At 45.7% G+C, this 21,576-nt stretch carries 18 protein-coding genes; 14 read left to right on the top strand and 4 right to left on the bottom strand.

Going from position 1 to position 21,576, the window contains the following annotated elements; genetic code table 11:
- Positions 1 to 20 precede the first annotated feature (20 nt).
- The 5 genes from JUB15_RS26615 to JUB15_RS26635 are packed head-to-tail and all read left to right on the top strand — an operon-like array spanning position 21 to position 11,749.
- Positions 21 to 3,326: a DUF7379 domain-containing protein gene (locus JUB15_RS26615; RefSeq protein ID WP_207515708.1), complete on the top strand. Its 3,306-nt coding sequence runs from the start codon at positions 21 to 23 to the stop codon at positions 3,324 to 3,326.
- Positions 3,326 to 5,068 (top strand): coiled-coil domain-containing protein, encoded by a 1,743-nt coding sequence (locus JUB15_RS26620; protein ID WP_207515709.1) that lies wholly within the window; start codon positions 3,326 to 3,328, stop codon positions 5,066 to 5,068. Before JUB15_RS26615 ends, JUB15_RS26620 begins: the two co-directional genes overlap by 1 nt.
- Positions 5,031 to 6,044, top strand: a complete 1,014-nt coding sequence (locus JUB15_RS26625; protein WP_207515710.1) for an AAA family ATPase — start codon at positions 5,031 to 5,033, stop codon at positions 6,042 to 6,044. The genes JUB15_RS26620 and JUB15_RS26625 overlap by 38 nt, the downstream gene beginning before the upstream one ends.
- Before the next feature lie 2 nt (positions 6,045 to 6,046).
- Complete coding sequence (locus tag JUB15_RS26630) at positions 6,047 to 7,249, top strand: hypothetical protein (protein WP_207515711.1); 1,203 nt, start codon at positions 6,047 to 6,049, stop codon at positions 7,247 to 7,249.
- Entirely contained in the window at positions 7,250 to 11,749 is a 4,500-nt protein-coding gene (locus JUB15_RS26635; protein WP_207515712.1) for a leucine-rich repeat domain-containing protein, read from the top strand. It abuts the gene before it with no gap.
- A 17-nt stretch (positions 11,750 to 11,766) separates the two neighbouring features.
- Here JUB15_RS26635 and JUB15_RS26640 read toward each other — a convergent pair whose 3' ends face one another.
- Both JUB15_RS26640 and JUB15_RS26645 read right to left on the bottom strand, forming a co-directional pair.
- Positions 11,767 to 12,717, bottom strand: coding sequence for a nitrilase family protein (locus JUB15_RS26640; protein ID WP_207515713.1), 951 nt, complete (start codon positions 12,715 to 12,717; stop codon positions 11,767 to 11,769).
- 52 nt (positions 12,718 to 12,769) lie between these two features.
- Positions 12,770 to 13,564, bottom strand: a complete 795-nt coding sequence (locus tag JUB15_RS26645) for a helix-turn-helix transcriptional regulator (protein ID WP_207515714.1) — start codon at positions 13,562 to 13,564, stop codon at positions 12,770 to 12,772.
- A gap of 203 nt (positions 13,565 to 13,767) precedes the next feature.
- Here JUB15_RS26645 and JUB15_RS26650 point away from each other — a divergent pair, with 203 nt between their 5' ends.
- The 6 genes from JUB15_RS26650 (at position 13,768) to JUB15_RS26675 (ending at position 18,220) form a co-directional block, all read left to right on the top strand.
- Positions 13,768 to 14,247, top strand: a complete 480-nt coding sequence (locus JUB15_RS26650) for a GNAT family N-acetyltransferase (RefSeq protein WP_207515715.1) — start codon at positions 13,768 to 13,770, stop codon at positions 14,245 to 14,247.
- Between the two features lie 45 nt (positions 14,248 to 14,292).
- Entirely contained in the window at positions 14,293 to 14,508 is a 216-nt protein-coding gene (locus tag JUB15_RS26655; RefSeq protein WP_207515716.1) for a hypothetical protein, read from the top strand.
- 184 nt (positions 14,509 to 14,692) lie between these two features.
- Positions 14,693 to 15,166, top strand: coding sequence for a carboxymuconolactone decarboxylase family protein (locus JUB15_RS26660; RefSeq protein WP_207515717.1), 474 nt, complete (start codon positions 14,693 to 14,695; stop codon positions 15,164 to 15,166).
- 209 nt (positions 15,167 to 15,375) lie between these two features.
- Positions 15,376 to 15,714: a YciI family protein gene (locus JUB15_RS26665; protein ID WP_207515718.1), complete on the top strand. Its 339-nt coding sequence runs from the start codon at positions 15,376 to 15,378 to the stop codon at positions 15,712 to 15,714.
- Between the two features lie 129 nt (positions 15,715 to 15,843).
- Positions 15,844 to 17,091, top strand: a complete 1,248-nt coding sequence (locus JUB15_RS26670) for an RNA polymerase sigma factor (protein ID WP_207515719.1) — start codon at positions 15,844 to 15,846, stop codon at positions 17,089 to 17,091.
- A 214-nt stretch (positions 17,092 to 17,305) separates the two neighbouring features.
- Positions 17,306 to 18,220 carry a hypothetical protein gene (locus JUB15_RS26675; protein WP_207515720.1) on the top strand — a complete coding sequence of 305 codons (915 nt, stop codon included), beginning with the start codon at positions 17,306 to 17,308 and terminating at the stop codon, positions 18,218 to 18,220.
- A gap of 90 nt (positions 18,221 to 18,310) precedes the next feature.
- Here JUB15_RS26675 and JUB15_RS26680 read toward each other — a convergent pair whose 3' ends face one another.
- Together JUB15_RS26680 and JUB15_RS26685 are read right to left on the bottom strand one after the other, a co-directional pair.
- A complete protein-coding gene (locus JUB15_RS26680; protein WP_207515721.1) occupies positions 18,311 to 18,655 on the bottom strand; it encodes a DUF488 domain-containing protein in 345 nt (114 codons plus the stop codon).
- Positions 18,656 to 18,741: 86 nt separating this feature from the next.
- Complete coding sequence (locus tag JUB15_RS26685; protein WP_207515722.1) at positions 18,742 to 19,746, bottom strand: helix-turn-helix transcriptional regulator; 1,005 nt, start codon at positions 19,744 to 19,746, stop codon at positions 18,742 to 18,744.
- 109 nt (positions 19,747 to 19,855) lie between these two features.
- On the opposite strand from JUB15_RS26685, the gene JUB15_RS26690 reads away from it, so the two are divergent.
- The 3 genes from JUB15_RS26690 to JUB15_RS26700 all read left to right on the top strand — a co-directional run bounded on the left by JUB15_RS26690 (position 19,856) and on the right by JUB15_RS26700 (position 21,509).
- A complete protein-coding gene (locus JUB15_RS26690; RefSeq protein ID WP_207515723.1) occupies positions 19,856 to 20,329 on the top strand; it encodes a hypothetical protein in 474 nt (157 codons plus the stop codon).
- 233 nt (positions 20,330 to 20,562) lie between these two features.
- The gene (locus JUB15_RS26695) at positions 20,563 to 20,859 is read left to right on the top strand and encodes a T9SS type A sorting domain-containing protein (protein WP_207515724.1); all 297 of its coding nucleotides are present in this window, start codon (positions 20,563 to 20,565) and stop codon (positions 20,857 to 20,859) included.
- A gap of 206 nt (positions 20,860 to 21,065) precedes the next feature.
- Positions 21,066 to 21,509 (top strand): response regulator, encoded by a 444-nt coding sequence (locus JUB15_RS26700; protein WP_207515725.1) that lies wholly within the window; start codon positions 21,066 to 21,068, stop codon positions 21,507 to 21,509.
- Positions 21,510 to 21,576: the final 67 nt, after the last annotated feature.

Consider the following 21,576-nt stretch of genomic DNA (forward strand, 5'->3'; position numbering starts at 1 on the left):
ACCTGAAAAAACAACCGGTTATGCCACGCTTATTCGCCCTGCTTACGGGTGTTAAAGATTATCATCCACAATCGTTGGTACGATCGCTTAGAGGTTGTGTAAACGATGTAAACAATGTAGAAGCACTGCTGAAAAAACGATTTGCCGAAACTGACCTGCACGTCGTAAAACTAGTGAATGAGCAGGCGACCCGGCAGAACGTGATTGATAATTTTATCAAACATCTCATCAACAATCCCGGTATTCAACCAGGCGATCTGGTATTATTTTATTTCAGTGGTCATGGTTCTTATGCCAGATCTAACCCGGCATTTTCAACCTGGGACAGCGAAGGCCGGGATGAAACACTGGTATTGTATGACAGCCGCTGCAAGGGCGGCTTCGACCTGGCAGATAAAGAACTGCGCCTGTTACTGAGCCGCGTTCCGGCGGAAACCCATATCACCGTTATCGTAGACTCCTGCCACTCGGGTTCCATTACCCGTAATGTTGATGCGTTTGACCAGGCATTGCTGGGCCGCGCCAAACATGAACCGGCCCGGGCCGATGATCCGGGCAGGGAGCTGTCGGCATATCTTACTGTCAATGGCCAGGGGTACGAACAATTGCTGGATGCCAATGGCAAAGCGAAAATGCCGCCTGTGCGCTGCCTCACATTATCTGCCTGCGACAGAACGGAGCTGGCCTATGAAAGCAATTACAGCCCCGAAGGCATGTTCACCGCTATGTTGCTGGAAGCCCTGCAGGCCGGACCGGTGAATATGAATTATGCCCGCCTGTACGAGCACGTATATACCTTACTTAAGCGGAAGGCCCGGAAACAAACGCCGCAACTGGCCGTATCAGGCGGTTTTGACGCCAATACTATAGTGCTGGATACAAAAATAGAAAAGGGTGAACCGGTTTACGAAGTAGTAAAAGATGCAGATGGAAATATTACCGTGAATTGCGGCGCCCTGCATGGCATGCGCAACGATGCGCAAAGTATGCAAACCGTAGCCGTACGGCTTTACGACAAAGACCATCCCGACACCACGGTTCAAACCGTGAAGATCAGTGCCGTTGGTTTGGATAAGTCGGGCCTGCAACCGGTAGCATTATCGCATATGGTGTATCATGCTACCATTTTGAACCTGCCGCCGGCAGTTTGCATGTATGTAACGGGCACGGCCCCCCATCTGGCAGCGTGGCAGCAACTGGAAAAACAAAAAAGACAGGGAGACGACCCAACGATCCCACATGTAAACCCATTGAAAAATGAAACGCTTTCTTTTGTTAATTCCCCATCCCAACACCACGACTATGTGCTGCAGCTGGAGAGCGACCGCCTGGTGCTCACCCAGGCAGGCACCGGAAAGATCATTAAGGAAATTGCAGACACATCAGGCAAAGCATTTGACTATATCATGCAATGCTGCAACAAGATCTGCGACTGGCACCAGCTGCTGGCCATGCAGAACCATGCCATAACAGATGCCGAATACAAGAAGAAATTTAAAATAGATTTTGGAGTGGAACTGCAAAATGAAGCTACCGGTGAATGGGAACTACAACCCAATGACATCGTGCTTTACCTGGATGAACAAAAACAGAAAATACCTGTACGCATAAGATTGAGAACCGGTTCTGTTGATGGATGGTATTGTGGTGTATATTACATGGACAACCGTTTTGGCATACAAACGCTATCCAACCCGGCTGCCGAAGCACGGGTTACCAGCCAGCAGCCGCAAACAATTGCAGAGGGTGGCGAATTACGGATACTGAGTGATGCAGATGAAATTACCGATTATATTAAGCTGATCGTGAGCAAGGAACCATTCAATGATTTTCTGATCCAGAATTTTGGTGGATTTTCCGATGCCAATGACGAATTTTTTGGTGATGCCCGGCCACTCATGATCCCCGGAAAGATTGACCAGGACTGGTATGTGCAAACGCTTTCTATAAAACTGATCCGCCGCTCGGGCAGGATAGATACCACCAATAGCTTTGCTGCAGGCAAACTAACCATACAACCGCATACTACCGTAAATGCGAGAGCAAGTTTATCACCTGTCGCCACCCACGCCAAAAGCGTACATCCCGCCGGCATCTTACAACAATTTGTGCAGGAGAACGGCTTCGAGCTGGTGCAGCTGGATGCTGCCAAAACAGTGAATCTGCCTTCCGTGGTCTGGGTCGATGGCATAGAAGGCCAGGTAACAAAAGAAAACCCGTTGCAGATCACCTTACAGGAGCAACCAGCCGATGAAGAAAGCCTGCTCGCCATGACCGTTGAAGACGGGATCATCCAGGTAATAGGCCTGGGCGTTCCGGATAAACAAGCAGGTAATTATTCCATTGCTATAACCGCTTTGCCAGAAGACGAGCAGCGCCAAAAAAACCTGGCGCGCGCTGCCTGGTTCTGCTTTGTAAAAGTAGTGTTGCGCAAAGACCTTAGTAAGCTGCGTCTGGTAACTTATATGAATGGCAAAGTAGGATATGATCCAGTTCCGCCAAAATTTGTCAAACCAGGCATGAAAGTAGCCGTATGCATTCACGGCATCATCGGTAATACAAAAGGCATAGCAACCGCCATGCAATTCTTACAAACCGAAAAGCAGTACGATGCCATCCTGGCCTTTGATTATGAGAACCTGAATAAGGAAATAGATGAGATGGCCGTTACGCTTAAAGAATTACTGGAAGAAGCCGGCGTAAGTAAAGATGCCCCGGTTGATATCATCAGCCATAGCATGGGCGGACTGGTAAGCCGTTATATGATAGAACGCATTGAAGGCACCGCAGGCTGGGTGAACCGCCTGTTCATGTTTGGTACGCCCAATGCGGGTTCGGTGCTCGGCGATATTCCCACGATCCGCGACTGGACGGTAACGATCCTTACCCTCGCCTGCAATTATGGCGGCGCCTTACTGGGCGCAGCAGCTCCTGTACTGTCGGCCGTAAATAAAGCGCTGGCAGCAACCAAAGTGGCCACCAACAGCCTGGAACAAATGGCGATTAACAGCAAATTCCTGGCGTTGCTGAATGCGCAACCGCGCCATCCCGTGACTACTCAATATCATATCATAGCCGGAAATGTATTGACCTTTGTACCGGCCGAAGACAGTGACCGGTTCAAAAAGATCATGGAGAAGATAAAACGCCAGGTGGGTGAACTGCTGTACAAACCACCGGTGAAGAATGATATCGCCGTAGGCGTCGACAGCATCTTTTCCATACCCCCCGGCATAAACGCTACACAAAAAGAAATACCTGGTCATCACCTGAATTACTTTGAACTGGATGAACCTATACAATATTTCAAAACACTGTTAAATTAATGGCTGATATTCCCAATATATTACTGGTATTTTCCGATCCGTTGAGCGACCTGAATGGAATTAATGAAGAACTGGCTGCGGTAACAGATATTCTGGAATATGCAAAACATAAAAGCAAACGGAGCTTCGATTACCACCACCATAAAAATAAAAGCGTGATGGACGTGATCAACAGGACCGCGGCCTTCCAGGGCTATACAGCCAGTTTCTTTCATTTTTCGGGGCATGCGAATGAACATGCATTACTGTTCCCTGGCGGCCAGGCAAATATTGCCACCCTCTGCAGTGTTTTGCATGCTATAAAGACCAGGATCGTTTTCCTGAATGGTTGCTGCACCCATGGCTTCCTCGAAGAGCTGTTTAAAGTAGACAGCATTATCGCTGCCATTGTGACCTACTCGAAAGTAGGTGATAAATTGGCCGCCCGGTTGTCAAAGGACTTCTACATCTCATTTATCCGGGAGAACAATACGTTGTACAAATCCTTTGTGAACATCCGGAATGGTTACCAGGATTATGTGCTACACGAGAAAGGATTTAATATGAGTAAACGGGACCTCACCTTCCCGACTCAAGGTTTTCCGGATGAACAGGCGGACAAATTTCAATGGGGCTTATTTTATAAAGACGACTCCTACCGCAATATTACCATTGACAGTATTTTAACTATAGGCTCTTCCAACCTGGAATTGAAAGGAAATGAATTGGACAGTAAAAAAAAGGAGTTACAGGAAGCGGAAAAGAAACTGAACAGACTGACGAAATTTAAGGATGACGAAGAATTGAAGCAGGACTATGAAGCACAGCTGATCATTGTAAACGACCTGAAAGCAGAGATACAAAAGCTTGAAATGGAAAGAGTGGAATTGCTTGAGAAACAGCTGGACGAAGAAAAAGAAGCCAATAAGCGTAAACTGAACGAGGATTTTACCAATGCGATCAAAAACATCAATTATAAGCGGCAGCGCGAGATCTATGCACAGGGGAATAAATGCAAATTTGCCTGTTATGCCGTTGTAGGAGATGAAAACACACTCATCGATCTGTTATTGTTAAAAATGCAGGAAGAGTATGGTTTCAGACGCGACAACCTGTTTGATCCGGAGCTCAGCTATCATTCAAATGTAAGCAAGGATTTTTGGCCTGCACTGGCCTGGGAGGTGGGAGAAAACGATACCAGCTCTCCTGAGCAGATAACAAGAGCTTTGATAACAAAACACTTTCTTTTCAGTAATCAATCTATCAGTCAAAAACATATTTTCCTTAAAATAAAATTCAACCTGGTTGATCTTAAAAATATTCCAACGCTGGTATACGATTTCTGGACCAACGTTAAAAAAGTATGTTCAGCCATCCCGGCATTTGAAAATCCTGCCAGGATCCGGCATAAGATCGTTGTAATGCTGATACATGAAGGTGGCACCGCTGAACAACTCACCGAGCTGAAGAACATGACCCAAACCATTAATGAACAGCTCGAAACCAAGCTGGACCCAATACCCTGGGTAGAACCGTTAAAACAGCAGGAGATTGAAAACTGGATCGATAACCATGCTTTGGACAGAGTGGGCCTTAATCTGGCAATGGCGGAAGAAATTTACTCTGAAAGTGACAATGGAAAAATAAAGAAGGTACTTGAATCGGTAAAAAGGAAATGCGACCTGAAAGAACATGAACTTTTTCATACATTAAAAATTTTACCAGATGATGCACAAACCCTATTTGGGCAAAAAAGAGGGTGACCCGGGAACAACACCCGTGCTAATACCAACGCAACGCAAGGGGAAGCAGATCGTAACATCAGAGCTGCTGCAGCCTTATTTCCCTGATGCTGATCTTGTAAAGGCCGTAAATGTAGCCCTGTTGATCAACCGGCCGCTGCTGATCATGGGCGAACCCGGTTGCGGCAAATCGTTACTGGCCCGCGATATAGCTTTTAACTGGTACGGTGAAAACATGCTGCTCGACAAAAAATTCTACGAATGGCCGATCAAATCAACTTCCAAAGCCAAAGAAGGTTTGTATGATTTCGATTATCTCGGCCGTTTGCATGCAGCCAATGCGCGGGACGCAAAGGCCAAGGACCCGGCCAATTTTGTGCGGTTAGGCCCGCTGGCGAAAGCAATGGAAGCTTCCACTGAAAAAGAAAAGGCGGTTTTGCTGATCGACGAGATCGACAAAGCGGATATCGATTTCTCCAACGATCTGCTGAATGAACTGGAGCAGAATACATTTACCATAACGGAAACCGGTGAAACGAGAACGAATCCGCATAAACCTTTTATTGTAATAACCAGCAATTCTGAAAAAGACCTTTCTGATGCATTCCTGCGCCGTTGCGTATTTCATCACATCAACCTGTTTTCTGCAGATAAACTCAAAACCAATGCGCCTAAATTATGGCTGGAAAAGATCATCAAAGCCAGGTATTACAACGGGCAGGAAAACGCTGACCCAATGATCAGCAAGGCCATTAACGCGTTTATTGACTTCCGGCAACGAATGAACAACGATGTATTGAGCTACCGGAAAACCGTTTCTACCAGCGAATTCCTCGACTGGTTCTCCGTACTGAAGCAGTGTGCAGAAGATAAAGCCGTTCCTGCCCTGAGTGCCGACCTCAAAAGATGGCTGAATGACCAGGGAACAACCCGCATTCCGTTTGGCAATGCGTTATTCAAAACCACCAAATCACTGCTCGATATGCAAACAGTTTAGAAATGGCAAAGAACACCAACATAGAACTTCCTTTATACAACGCGTTCATACAACTGATGCAGCTGGAAAAAGATCAGCCCAATAAAGGCATCGATCCGGGCTCCTACCTGCAACTCATAGACGTCTTACATCAAGGTTATGCATTGAATTCAAAGGACGAACTGCTTTTCTTTTGTAAAAAACTTTGGTTGAAACCGTTCCATACCGGCAATGCCGCCATCAACGAACAGGTAATGGAAAATATCATCAACGACAATCTGCACGCATATGAAACGGTTACGAAAAAGAAAAGAAATAAGGCGACAGATGCGTCATTGAAATCAGATGGAGATCTTGATCCCCTTAACAACCGGGGTGATATAGAGCCAAAAAAATCAGCTGAGGATAAGCCCAATGAAGACGGGCCCGAAAAGAAAGGATCACCTGAAAAGCAAATTCCTACTCCTGCTGCTACGACTACCAGCCTGGTGATCAATATCGAAGAAAGCAGGGAAGGCAAAGCATTGGATCAGCAGGATTACAGCACCTATTTTAATGACAAAAAGTTCAAATTCGATTATACGTACCTCACTGTTAGTCCGCGGTTCATTGAACAAACCATCCGTTCGCTGCGGTATAAAGTGAAAGGGACCGGCAAACCGGTCATAGATATGGAAGCAACGGTAAAGGATGTTGGCGCCAAAGGATACTTCGATAACTGGCAATTCAGCGAAGAGGAAGATTTCGTTACCCGGTGGACCCTGCTGTTCGACCGCGGCGGCTCCATGATCGCTTTTCATGGTTTGCAGGATACCATGACTGAAGCGGTCATGAAAGGAAGCATCAAAAATGATGGGGATATTTTTTACTTCCGCAATATTGCCAGAGATTTTTTGTTCACTACGCCGCAGCGCACATTAGCTGTTCCCTTCGATGAGGTTGCCAATGGTGCCCGCCGCAACATACTCATCGTAAGCGATGGCGGCGCAGCGCGCGGATCGTTCGATGAAGACCGGATCCAGCATACTTATTTAATGATCCACCAACTCAGGAAACACCGCATTGCCTGGCTGAACCCATTACCCAAAGAAAGATGGAAGAACAGTTCGGCTTCCGTTATTGCCGGTTTTGTAAACATGTTTCAACCGGGGAATGATTATTCCGATGATCTGGGAAATATCGTGCGGCTTTTCAAATCGAAACTAATAACGCCAATAACAAGGTAAATGGTAGAACCGTTGATCAAAAACGTACGGGCAGCCGAACAATGCGTAATAGCTTACTGGCAAAAGCTGAAGCCGCATTATGCAGGGCATGAAGAAGCACCGTTATGGATGGCCTGCCTTGCCGCCTTCCCGGTGGCTGTTAATATTGACCTGCTGTACCAGTTATGGGCTAATTTCCGGGAGCTGAAAGATACCAATGGGAAAACCTATCAATTGCCACCCCTGGTAGTGAATGATTGTATTCTTTCGCCCCTGTTCCGCATCACCGGCAAGGAAATGTATGAAATGGCCTCCGACACCCGTGCTTTTTTATTGAGTGTATTAAAGGAAAATTTTGGCGAACACCTGATCGAAGACCTGGCATCTTTCCTTTACAAATACATTCAGGAAAAAAAGACGACAGCATTTCCTAAAAATTTTTACGATGCCCAGGAATGGACAGCCCTGCTGGCAGTAGCGCCCAGGCTGGCAGCTATGAATATTTTAACGTCATTAAGATCTACGCTGGAAAAAGACCGGCTGCAATCCATTGGCGTCACGAATCTGCTGACTACCCTGGTAAAAGAGAATCACGAACTGGCCGACATGTTGCGGAAGGCAATCGATATAAAACAGGAGTATGAAGACATAAAAGCTGATGATATAGTTGCCGAAGCTGCAGACGACATACCCAATAAAAATATCATGATCATGCCGGCCGCTGCCGGCACCGGCATCACCATCGACGTTCCGGCCGCCTTCACAAACACGCTGATGCCACTGTATGAGGCCGGGGTAGCAGAAACATATCGGCAAAACGACTCCACAAACAAAGGGGTGGTGTACGCGGTGATGGTGATAGGCACCACTTCATTGCACCAAATGCATCTCGCTTTTGCTGATGCGCTCAGGAACAAAAATCTGGTCAAAGAGCAGAATATACATCTATTTTTTGCCTCGGCAGCGACGTATGCAGCTGTTATGGATACACTCCGCCGCGTGTTATCCCAGGCCAATGCTGATGACACTGTATTGTTCTGCTTTCAGGGGCAGTCATTCAAAGAAGACAAAACAATCCATTTAGTATTGACTGATTCATCCGAGGAAGGCGCCCACGAAACTATTCGTTACAACGCTGCAACACAAACGCTAACAAATGATGCATTCAGTGAACTGGTTCGGCAGCATGCTATAAAACGACCGGCGATCATAATCATCCTGGATAGCCATAAGTGCACCCCTTTCGATTGGCTGCCCAACAATTATACAAATCAGGTAACTATAGCGCCAGACGACAATGTGAAGGCATCATCGGAATTACCACCCGGCCTGATAGCCATGCTCGCGCGGAAGATCGCCGCCAGCAAACAAAACCTTACCTACAAAGAGATCATTGCCCATTTAGTAACTATTGAAAAGCATTGGCCCCGGATAATCATTCAACCCGAGTGGCTGGATAATTATTTTTTAACGCCAATAAAGCAAAGTCCCACGCTGCAAATACAACAACTGCTGTCGGCCCTCGGCTATAGCTTGTTTGTAGACGGCAAACCGGGATCTCAATACCGCAAGGTGCTGCAGGATTTTACTACCCGTTACGGATTGACTCCAGATGAGGATGTGCTGAAGGAATTACAAAATGCCGTCCTGTTGAAAAATGGCAGCCTGATCCAGATATTTTACATTTCCCCTGATTCCGTTTCTGTACCAAACGAAATTCGGGAACAACAGGACAGGCTTAAGCAGGCATTTAAGAGAGAGATAGAAACCACGAACAAGGTAACCGTAAAAACAATTGAGGACTTTGAGAACGATGTTGATGACAAATTATATGAAAGATTATTACATGAGATCCATGTGATATTGATCGGTGTGGATAGCAGCTGGATAGAAGAGACCAATAAACGCAAAGATTTTTACGCGGGATTGATCATACTTTTATCCCTTAACAAAAATGTATACTTCGTCATTGAAGAGGAATGTAACTGGCGTAGTCTTCCTTTTATAAACAACCGGGTGTTACCATTGACATTGCAACCAGTTAACCAGGAAGACGGCATGCAGGAATTGATCCGGAATGTAGCTGCTATCCTGGAAAAAATGCAAAAATACCTGCTGCCGGAAAATCCCGCAGCCGACGGATCTGTCATTGAGCAGCGGATCCGCGAAGCGCGCAAAACAAAAGAATTAGATCTAAGCGGCTTGTCGCTCCAAGAAATTCCACCGGCCGTATTTCAAATGGAAGGATTGATATCCCTTGATCTGTCAAATAATAACATAGCTGTACTACCGGAGAATGTCGGAAAATTAAACAAGTTGCGAAAACTGAACCTGAGCAGAAATCCTATTGAATCGCTGCCGGAAAATGTCATCTTATTCTTACTGGAAGAGTTGGATCTAAGGGAAACCAGGATTGAACGATTGCCAGGGACTATTGGCGAACTAAGCAATTTAAAAAGATTGCGGATTGACTTTACTCGTATAAAGGTTTTACCGGTGGGCTTTTTTGTAAACGGCTTACCCCGGGAGTTAACATGGGATGGACTGGAACTGTTAAATGTGAATACGTCCGTGAATCCCGCGTCGCTGGCTGCCTATTTTGCGCCGTTTCACACCAAAGAATTTGCCATCCTGGAAATTCACAGCGAATCTGCCATACCCCGTTTTGATACCGTGCCTGCAGCTGTAAGGGAAAAGGTGCATTATCATTTTCTTTCACAAGTGGATACCCTCCGGGAATTATTTGAGGTTATTTATACCGAAGCCGGCGATAAACATACCATTGTCTATTTATGTGATGAGAAAAATATTCTTTCTCCACAATTTGGCATTGACGCTGAGCGGCATGACCTTATCCATCAATACTGGGAGGCCTTTGGCAAACCGCTTAATCTTATGATTAACAACCCGCACATGCAGAGCGCCGCATATATCGACCTTACCGACAAAGGAGCATTAAATTTTGTGGCGGTCAGGAACGACAGATCCGTAAATGACGAAACTTTCCCTGATCTTTTTTTTAGAACCATTTGGCATACTCCGGAAATAGATCAGATCCACCGAATTTTTCTGGTTACCGCTTCGCCGGCAGCAAACAACATGGAACGTTATCTGTGGGAAGAGATACAAAAAGAAGGTTACCCGTCATGGAGCCACAGAGAATACACTGCAAACATTACAAATGCAGACCTGGTCATTTTCATTATTAATGAGATCACCTTTTTCGGGGGAAGACCCATGCCCTCGCTGGAAGAACAATATAATCTCGCTCTACAACGAAAGAAAAGAATACTTGTATTTATCAATGAGCAAATGACAGCATCCAGGATATTGATAAACTTTATAAAAGGCCCCATTGAAGGTCAGATCATTTACGATTACAGTGACGAGCAAGACATCCTTGATAAAATACAACGCTATATTACTCACATTAAAAGAATAGAAAAACATGGGAAAAGAATGTCCCTGGCCAACACGTTGAAGTATATAGAGCAGGAAATAACTAAGAAGGACCTGGAACCCGGCTATGATCTGTTTATTAATTATGGAAAACTGAATGATTTTTCATTTCCGGTCAATCGACAGCGTTCAGTCATGACGGCAGCCCCGAAAACAGCCGATAATCCCAAACCTAAAAAGGATTCTTTCAAAGCAACCGTAAAACGATTGTACGAATCAAGACAAATCAAGGTACCGGATGACTTGCAGAAAGGCCGATGGGGCGGCAAAGCAACGAACAACGGCAAACGCCTGCAGGCCCGCGTAGAACCGCTTAAAGACAGTCCTGGTCTTTATAGTATATTTGTCACCATTTCAGGCAAACCGCTTAGCGGACAGGTTGCCCTCTTCCTGCACAATAGTTTTTCCGATGAAATAGAATATGGTACCGCCGTTAATGATCAGGTTACATTCGACCTGGTTGCTTATGAGGCATTCACAATGGGCGCGTATGCAGAAGATGGAACCACGCTTGAACTGGATCTGAACACCGTAAAGGGATACCCGGCCGCTTTTTATTACCATGATCCTACGCCTTCCTTTAAAAAAATGGTGGAGAACTTATACAATTCAAACCCGGTAAAAGATAAAAGTGATCTGCAAAAAGACCGCTGGGGTGGTAAAAAAACGGATGAAGGTCTGACAATGCATGCTACAGTAAACAAAACGTTCTCTCCCGGTTGGTTTAATATACATATAACCGTGACAGCAGAAGACAAATGCCCATTTGACGGCGAAGTAGCATTCTTCATCCACGACAGCTTTCCGAACGAGATAAGGTATACCGCCGTAAAAAACGGACAGGCCAGTCTGCATGTGCTTGCGTACGAAGCCTTCACCATTGGCGCTTATACCGATGAAGGAGTTTTCCTCGAGCTCGATCTGCAGGAGCAAGAAGGATATCCATCCGGGTTTTATTATGAACAGAAAGTTCGCAAGCCTAAAGCAAAAGCCAGGCTACCATTGAAAGCATCAGCTTCCAAAAAGAAAACCATGCTTAAGAAGTTTATGCGAAAAAAATAGTGTTCGTTAAGGCGATGCTATTCTTCCTTCAACCACGCCACTTTTTGAACCGCGGTATGCGATGCGGCTAATATTTCTCCATATAATTCAGGACGCCGCGCATTTTTATAGCGGTAGGCACCTGCCTGCGTTAATTTTTGCGGTGTCAGCGTAGCAATGGTAAATTCGTTACCTAAAGCACGGCATTCAGCGATCACATCGCCAAAAGGATCGAGGATCATGGAACAGCCATTCTTCAATTGATCGTCATCCATCCCGATAGGATTTGAAAAGACTACGTACACGCCATTATCATAAGCGCGGGCCGGCAACCATTTCATCAGCCAGCTTCGGCCTTTCAGCCCATCGAATTCGGCCCGCAGTGAAGTTGGATCTTCTTCCCTTTTGAACCATAACGCCGGGTCAACAAAACCTGCGCCGGGCCGGGGCGATGGCGTGCACATGGTAACGTGCGGCATAAAAATAATATCAGCGCCCAACAAGGTGGTGGCCCTTACATTTTCGATAATGTTATTATCGTAACAGATCAGTATGCCGCATTTCCAGCCAAAGAGTTCGAACACCACATAGGAGTCGCCGGGTGTAAGGTGGGGATTGATGAAGGGATGCAATTTGCGGTATTTGGCCACCAGTCCTGAGCTGTTCACACACACATATGCCTTGTGCAAAGTTCCGTCGGCTGTTTTCTCGAACAACCCGGCCAGAATAACAATGTTTAACTCAGTTGCTATCTGAATAAGCGCCTGTATGCTTTCTCCTTCGGGGATCAATTCCGCAATAGCCGTCAATTGCGCCTTATCCAAATGCCGCGCGAATGTATATCCTGTAATGGAACATTCATGAAATGCGATCACCTGCGCTCCCTGTGATCTTGCCTGTGCGGCAAGTTCGCGGATAATGCTGAGGTTATACGCCTTATCATTACTCCTGTGTTCAAACTGGGCGGTGGCTATTTTTATCGGTTGCATCAAGCAAAAATACGATCAGCCGGTACCGGTGAATTGTAAAAAAGCGACATTCTTATAACGCCAGAAAATTCAAAGCAAGCGGCTGAGCGGTGTGGTATAGATGGGGTGTTATACCGGTGTATTTTTTAAATTCCTTGATAAAATGCGCCTGATCGAAATAGCCGCTGTCATAGGCAATTGCTGTGAGCTGACGATTTTCTTTTAACCGCTGCATTCTTTTTATACTTAAACTGAGCCGGATTATATCAGAAAATCGCTTGGGGGTAAGTCCAATATGCAATTTGAATTTCCGTTCCAGGGTTCGCTCGTTCACTGACAGCACGGAGGTGAGGGATTCTATGGTCAACAGGCCTTGCTGTTTTATAATATGTTGTACAGCCTGCATGATCAGCGGGTCAGGGATCATGCTTCCATCTACCTGCTGCAGGAAGAAGGCATCCAGCAGCCTGATACGTTCATGCAATTGCGCCGTGTTTGCCAGTGTATTGGCAAGATCATTGACAGGAGCGCCTACAACGTCAGCTGCCGGAAAAATGCAATTATACCACTCACTGGCAGGCACGCCCCACAACTGAAAAGCGCCATACGGTTGCAGCACCACTACGATGAGGTTAATATCACCGACAAGCGAAAGATCATGGTATGTTTTTACCTGTCCGTATAACCAGCAGGCATTTACTTCAGCTGTTGTGCCGGCGGAACCGAGCGCCGCATTTCCCAGGTTAAAAACCAACCCGGTATTACCATCGGCAAATAAACGGTGTAAGCTTTGAGCCCGGCGCACACTATCCAGGATCAGATAATGTTTCACCAGATGGGCTAAAGCAGGATGTGGCCGTATTTGCATGAGAATTATATTTATGCGAATGCCTTAAAGTTCCAACCTTTCAAATATATGCCAATTTGCACAACCTGTCCCCGGCTTTAGCCGGGATTTGCACATATGCACGTTTGCTATTTGCTAATTGATCTGATCCACCCCATTCTCCCCCATCTGCTCCAGTAACCAATTCACCGTTCATTTTATCTTTGCCAAAGAATACACACACAATGAACAACAGCCAGGCACTTACCTTCAGGAAAGCAGTTTCGCAGCAAGACTTTGAAAACGGAAAACAATTATTTCTTCAATATATTCAGTCACTCGATTTTGAACTCAATTTCCAGGACGTTGACCGCGAACTGGCAGAAATTGCTACTGAATACAACGATCCAACCGGTGTACTGTTGTTGGTCTATGATGGCGACAAAGCCGTCGCCTGTGCCGGTGTTCGCAAGATAGATGCAACCATTGCGGAACTGAAAAGGATGTTTGTAAATCCCCAATACCGCGGCCGCCAGCTCGGTCAGCAATTACTGCAACAGGCGTTGTCAGCAGCCAGCCATTTGGGTTACCGGTTCATCCGGCTCGATACTGTACCGCGTATGCATGCGGCCATTAAATTATACCAGTCAGCCGGCTTCTACGAAATAAAGCCTTACCGGTTCAACCCAATTCCCGGCGCCTTGTTTATGGAGAAAGAATTGTAAACGCCGGTACATGGGGGGATGGCACCATTTTTTGTAACTTACGGTATGGACGATCGACAATTCCATAATGAAAATGACAACCGGGAGGTGACCTTAACGATCCATGTTAATGTACCCGACTATACGCCTGACTGGCTCATCGTTCGTCACAGGATAACACAGACCACTTTCACCGCAGCTGTAAAAAAAGCCGATTTTGCCCGGCTGGAAGCCGACCAGATGGTAGATTCCTTTTCTATCAACGAAGAACTCGATTCATAAATATGCCTGCCGGCAACGTCTGGCCTGCTTCCGAAACAGGGGCCATATATTTTATCATATAAACCGCTGAAAAATAGCAGACTGAAAAAAATTTAAAAAAAGTTCGGCGAACCTGTCCAATCCGGTTCGTCCCGGTCATTATTAACGTATACAACAAACATTAATAATGATAAAACAGAACGAAATGAAACAGCCGATCAATGTTATGGAAAAGGGCCAACGGGCTTTAAAAGCGTTAAACAGCCTGGGCGCCTACCTGGGGAAATCACCGATAGAACAGTCACTTTTACACCTGATCTATTTCCGCGTATCACAGGTCAACGGTTGTGCATTCTGCCTCGACATGCATTCGAAAGACCTGCTGGCGGAAGGCGAAAATCCGCAACGGCTTTTTGTACTGGATGCATGGCGGGAAGCGCCTTTCTATAGCGAACGTGAACGCGCGGCATTAGCCTGGGCAGAAGCATTGACAAGGTTAAATGGCAGTCACGTGGATGAAGTCATTTACGAAAATGCCCGACAACAATTTTCCGAAGAAGAACTGATCGATCTTACGTTTGCCGTGATCGCCATCAACAGCTATAACCGGGTGAACATTGCCTTCCCCAATCCTGCTGCTGTAGGCATGTACACGCCAGGTATGTTTGCTCACGCTTAACGAAAAACGCTTAACGAAAAACGCTTAACGCTGAACGCTTAACGCCGAACGCTTAACGCTTGCCCCGTATAAGAAACAGGAACTGTACCTTGTATCCTGTATTTCCAGGCCTCTCCCGATTGACGATTCACGATTGACGATTGACGACTCACGATTCACCTTTTTAATTTAACTTGTCACCCTTTCAGGCGTGACACAAAACAAATAGTATGAAAGATTTCATGTTTATATTCCGCCAGCCCAGCTACGATTACAGCAATGTTTCGCCCAAAGAAATGCAGGCGCTTGCAAAAAAATGGCAGGACTGGGTAGGCGGTATTGCCGCCCAGGGAAAATTAGGCGCTACCGGCGCCCGCCTGGCAACAGAAGGGAAAGTATTGAAACCAGGTGGTGTAATTACCGATGGTCCGTTCGTGGAGATCAGAGAACGCCTTGGCAGTTTCATGACCGTTAAGGCAGAGAACATGGAAGAAGCACTCACGCTGGCGCATGGTTGTCCGGCCCTGGATGCCGATGGCAGTGTTGAAGTGCGGCCATTGTACCAATAGGCGATGTGACAATGTGACAATGTGATGATGTGATGATGTGATAATGAATACACTTCGACGCGGTGGCAATGAACAACGCTGTAACCGTGCCACAGTCTCAACCGGTGGCACGGTTAAATTGTAATTACTATGGAAAAAGAACAGGAATCACTAAAACAGTTGTTCCAGCAGGAGTTTGCCAAAATGGTAGCGGTGATCAGTAAACAGTTCGGACTGGAACATATAGAACTGGCTGAAGATATCGTAAGCGAAACCTTTCTGGCAGCCTCTGAAACCTGGGGCATGAACGGGCTGCCGGCCAACCCGCCCGCATGGTTATATGCAGTAGCCAAACAAAAAACATTGTATCATTTCAGGCGGCACAAAATTTTTGAACAAAAAGTCGTTCCTGAAATAAAAGCCCAGCAACCAGTGAACACAGATCCCGATCCGGTTAATTTTTCCCAGCAGAATATTAAAGACAGTCAGCTCCAAATGCTGTTTGCCATTTGCAATCCCGTCATTGCCAGCGAAGCCCAGATCGGACTGGCATTGCGCATCCTTTGCGGTTTTGGCATCGACGAAATTGCCGAAGCATTTTTAACCAATAAAGAAACCATTAACAAACGTCTTTTCAGGGCAAAGGAAAAACTGCGCAATGAAAAGGTACAGCTCATTCCTATCGACAATACCCTGCCTGACCAGGAACTGGATAACCGGCTCGACAATGTGCTGCACATCATTTACCTGCTTTTCAGCGAGGGATATTATTCGCAAACTGAAAACACCATTTTGCGTAAAGACTTTTGTATAGAAGCGATGCGGCTGGCAGGTATGCTAACTGCTTATGACCGCACCAACCGGCCCAAAACAAATGCCCTGCTGGCCCTGATGAGCTTTCATGCGTCGCGGTTCCATGCCCGCGAAACCAACAACGATACCCTCGTATTATACGAGGAGCAAAATACCGATCTATGGGATACCGCACTCATCAACCAGGGTATCCGGTTCCTGAATAATTCTGCGCAGGGCAATGAAATAAGCTCCTACCACCTCGAAGCAGGTATCGCTTACTGGCATTGCATCAAGGAAGATATCCCCGAAAAATGGCAGGCCATCCTGCACTTGTACGATCAGTTGATATTGATAAACCCCTCGCCCGTCGTTGCCCTCAACCGAATCTTTGCTTTGTATAAGGCCAAAGGAAAAGAACCGGCCTTACAGGAAGCCCTGCAACTGCCGGCCAATAACAATCATTTTTATTTCCTGCTGATGGGTGAATTGTACCGCGACCTGGATAACCGGAAAGCATTGTTGAATTACCAGCAAGCCCGGGCTTTGGCCAAAACACAAACAGAAAAACAGGGCATCCAGGAAAAAATAGACAGCCTGCCTTAAAATAGCCGGCATCGCTGCTTGCCATCGCGCCACAGTTATTAATTTCGCGCCTCATTTACCATTACCAAGGTGATCAGCAGGCAGGTGAATGGTTTCATGTACCCGTTAAAAATTTATTGCAGCGCCTGCACAAATCCTTATGCCCGTTACGTTATAGGATCGCTGTACCGTATGATCTTGTGACCGGATAAGAATGCCGAACCCAAATAACCTTATGAAATTACGTGTATTGGTTTTGTTACCTGTTATAGTAGCGGTTCTGTGTGGCGCCATGCTGTCGCCCCAAAGCAGCCACGGCAATATAAAGCCTGACCCGTCCTCAAAAGATCCCAGCCGACGAACGCCTTTGTTTACGCCTGAAGACGTTGAACGCATCAAACAATTCTTTATCGCCAATGCTTCTTTAAAAGAACAACCGAAAGATTCCAACTGGCGGCCCGGCTTTCGCCATAAATGCATCAATACGGTGCGGGCAGGGTTAGACTATCTGCTATTTGGCGAATCGAGCATACCCGACAGTTTATACAGCCGCAGGGCGGTGTTGAATGGTAATTTCCTGAACAACGATATTACGGCACTGGCCAAACGGCTCAAAGACAGTAATTACATCCGCAGTTACGATACCGTTCGTTTTTTAGCCATCCGCAAAGGCCAGTGGGTTCCTATCACAAAAGCCGATCCTGTATCGCGCGGTTTGCAGCCGGTTGCCATGGAAAAAAGTCTATGGAACACTTTATTGGCCCGGGTGGGCAAAGAGCGGGGTTTTAGCGTTTTCCTGGTTTCGGTATGCGATGGCTATCATGCTGCGCTCCTGACACTCGATCACCGGAATACATCCGAATTACGGGCCTATTGGGCTGATCAAACCCATAAACATCCCTGGCGTTTCTTTGTGAATAATAAACTGGAGGAAGTACCTGGCAAATATGGCTGGGAAGTGATGCAGGCAAATGGCCCGGTGAAGCTCGTAAAAGGCATGGCAAGAGGGCTCGATGATTATATGCTGATGGCCAACCAGCAATTCTGGTGCGATTGCGGCCGGGTGAACCAGAAACCCGGTGATTGCTGTGCCGGTAATTGTTTCCCGCAAATCCAGATCTGGCGCTTACAAAAGTTCATGAGTTATTAAGTTCATAAGTTATTAAGTTCCTAAGTTACTTCTAGTCCTTTACTAATAACTGAATAACTGAACACCTGAATACCTGAATAACTGAACAACTCATGATTTCAAAACACCGGCCAGGATTTGCGCATGATTATTTTTCTCGTCTTTGGCAGCGTATAACAGGGTTATTTTCTTATGTTCCTTAAACAATGTTCGCAACTCTTTCAGTGCAGGATTATCTTTCAGTTCAGCCAGGTATTTCTTTTTAAAATCGGCAAAACTGCCTTCGCCGTTGTGAAACCATTTTCGCAGCTCCGTAGATGGCGCTACTTCTTTTAGCCAGGCATCTATATGTGCTTCTTCTTTTTTAATACCCCTTGGCCATAAACGGTCAACCAGGATGCGGTAACCATCTTTCGACTCAATGGGCTCGTATATCCTTTTTAAAGCGATAGGCATGACTTTGATAAAATTGAAGAGATGTAAGGTAAAGGTATTTCATTAGCACATTAGCTAATTAGCACATTAGCTAATTAACAAATTAGCTAATTCTTCCTCAGCTGTCCCGGCGGAACGCCAAACTTTTTACGAAAGGCACTGTTGAAATGTTGTACGGAAGAATAACCCAGCTTGTCTGCCACCTCTTTAATAGGGACATTGCCAACGATCAGTTCCCTTGCCTGGTTCAGTTTATAATCGGCAAGATAACCGAACACCGTATTATTGAACAATGCTTTAAATCCCTGTTTCAGTTTAAATTCATTGATCCCGGCAATCTTAGCCAGCTCGGTTAAGGAAGGCGGTTGTGCGGCATGTTGCAGCAGGTATTCCCGCGCAAAATAGATGCTGTCAGTATCATGCCCCGGCTTAATGATACAGGAAGCGGAAGGTGTTACCTGCATGGCATCTTCGTACATCTGGGATTGCAGGGTGAGCAGCTCAATACATTTCGATTGCAGGAACAACAATTTCAATCCGCCGGTGAGGTTAGCGTTCATAATATCCTTTATGCACTGGTGCATGGCAAAGGAAATAGGCATGTTCTCGCGGCTCAGATCGATCTCCTTTCCGCTGGCGATCCGGTCGGCGAACTGCATCAGGGAGGGGCTGCTGTTTTTTGCCAGCTCACAAAAGAACCGTTTGGTAAAATGTACTTCGAAGAATTTATACGTGTTAAGGATCCCGCCGTACTGCCCCGTACCATTGAATAATGGGGTATAATGAAGATTGTGGTGATTGGCTTTAAACTGATGTTCTTTTCCTGATGCCAGGTTCATCATAAGACCATCGCCGGCCAGGGTAAAATGCATTTCCACGGTATCTATTTCACCGGTTATTTCATATCGCAACCGCTGGGTCTTGTACAGGAACATATCTCCATACACAATGTAAATACCGGAAAAAGCCAGTTGAACCAGCTCCGCGTTACCAATAGGAAAGCTATACACCTCGCGTTTTTCTGTAACAAGCGGCTGTTCTACCGTTTCGTTTGAAAACACTTGCCCTACATGATATTCCCTTCCATATTCATCAAACACATGTACGCCCATAAAATCCGTTTGATATAAAAAGTTATCCGTATTGTATAAAAAAGCGCAGGAAACCCCTTTCTACTTTTGTAAAGGTAAAATATCTCTTTCGTAAACAAAACAGAATAGCATGTTTGATATATTCAGGCCAATGATCAGTCACGAGCCGGAAGCAGCCATGAACAATGATCAGCCGGCTACAGACGATAATGAGTTATTGCACTATATAAAATCAAAACAATTATATAACAGGCAGGCTACGCACCATTTCTTTGTAGGCGATGAAAGCAGCGTTGAACTGTTCAATGCGTTAAAAACCGTGGCCCTGCAAAACGATCATGAATATTTTGGTGTATTGGAACTGCACCCCGAATACGAAGCTGTTTTGTCAATGTTAAAATTGCTGGTAGATAGCGTTCCTGAAATACCGGGACAACCTGCGCTGAATGCTATTCACTGGATGGAGGACATGCATCCCAATTGCTGGCTGGCGTGGCAGAACGCTACGTTCTATCTTTCAGGTGGCGAAACATTGATCTCCCGTTTTCGACAATACCTGTTAAAGAAAAACATTGCCGACTGGCAAATTCGTATTATAAAATAATTAATAACTCCCTTTAACAAGGGTATTCTGCAATAGCGTCAGTAAATAAACTATTGGTAATGGTAAATACCGGTGTTCCGCAACCAACAATTAATGGTATTCTAATTTTTCTTTAATATAACAGGCAGGCAGGTTCGTTATTTGTGCAAAAACCGCGTATGTATACGCTTGTTATCAATCAAGATAAGTGTTAACTTCATCGCGCACAACAAATTCATTATCCTTAATCTCCTATGAGCACCTTGCCTCAACCTGACCGTTTGAATAAACGCCTCGAACGTATTACGGTATACCCTACCCTGGTATCCCAGAAAAAGTTCTGGCTGCAGCTGTACAACATAGAACAGTGTGTTTTTACGGTACACCTGTACTCTCTATCGGGCCAGCAGGTTTTTAAACACTTTCTGAATCATACCGACCTGCATTCTACGCATACAATACAACTTCCCTGGGATATTCCAAGAGGTATTTATAAGGTTGCCATCCGGTACGGCGACACGCACTATGTACAACCGATAGTTATTGATTAATGGATACATCCCCTGTAAAATGCCCCTCCTGCCCTGTTTCTGCCGGTAAGCACAAACCCTTAGCAAGCGTCCGGTACATGTATTAGTTTCATAGATCCACCCGAAAGAACGGCAATACCGCCGCACCAACCGCGTTTTTTTAATTACGCTGCCGGCGTAACCACCGCCATCGAACACTAACCAACTTAGCTTTTAAATAATTAACCATGGCCAGTTATCCTGAAATGAAGATCTATATTGTGGACGATGATATTTTTTGTCTTACCCTGTATGAACAGTTCCTGCGTAACCTGGGTTATACCGACATAACATCCTATAGCGCCGGGGACGAATGCCTGGATGAGATCAAAGAACATCCCGCACTTGTATTTATGGATTATAATATGGAATGTATGAATGGCATTGAAGTTTTGAAACAGATCAAGGCATTCGACTCGCATATTATGGTATACATTATTTCCGGACAGGAAAACAGCCAGGTAGCCCAGGAAGCGCTGCAATATGGCGCGCTCGGTTATGTGGTGAAATCTTCTTTCAGCCCCGATAAAATGGCCGCGATCATGAAACGGGTAGAACAATATTATAACCCCCGCCAGAAACAGGGCAAAAAATCCTTTTTCGATAAAGTGAAGGCCGGGTTAGGAATTTAAGTTACTTACGAACCAATACTATATGCTAACTTCAACGCCCCTTCGCAGGGGCGTTGTTTATTGTGTA

It is taken from the genome of Longitalea luteola (genome assembly GCF_017356035.1).
Lineage (GTDB): Bacteria > Bacteroidota > Bacteroidia > Chitinophagales > Chitinophagaceae > Niastella > Niastella luteola.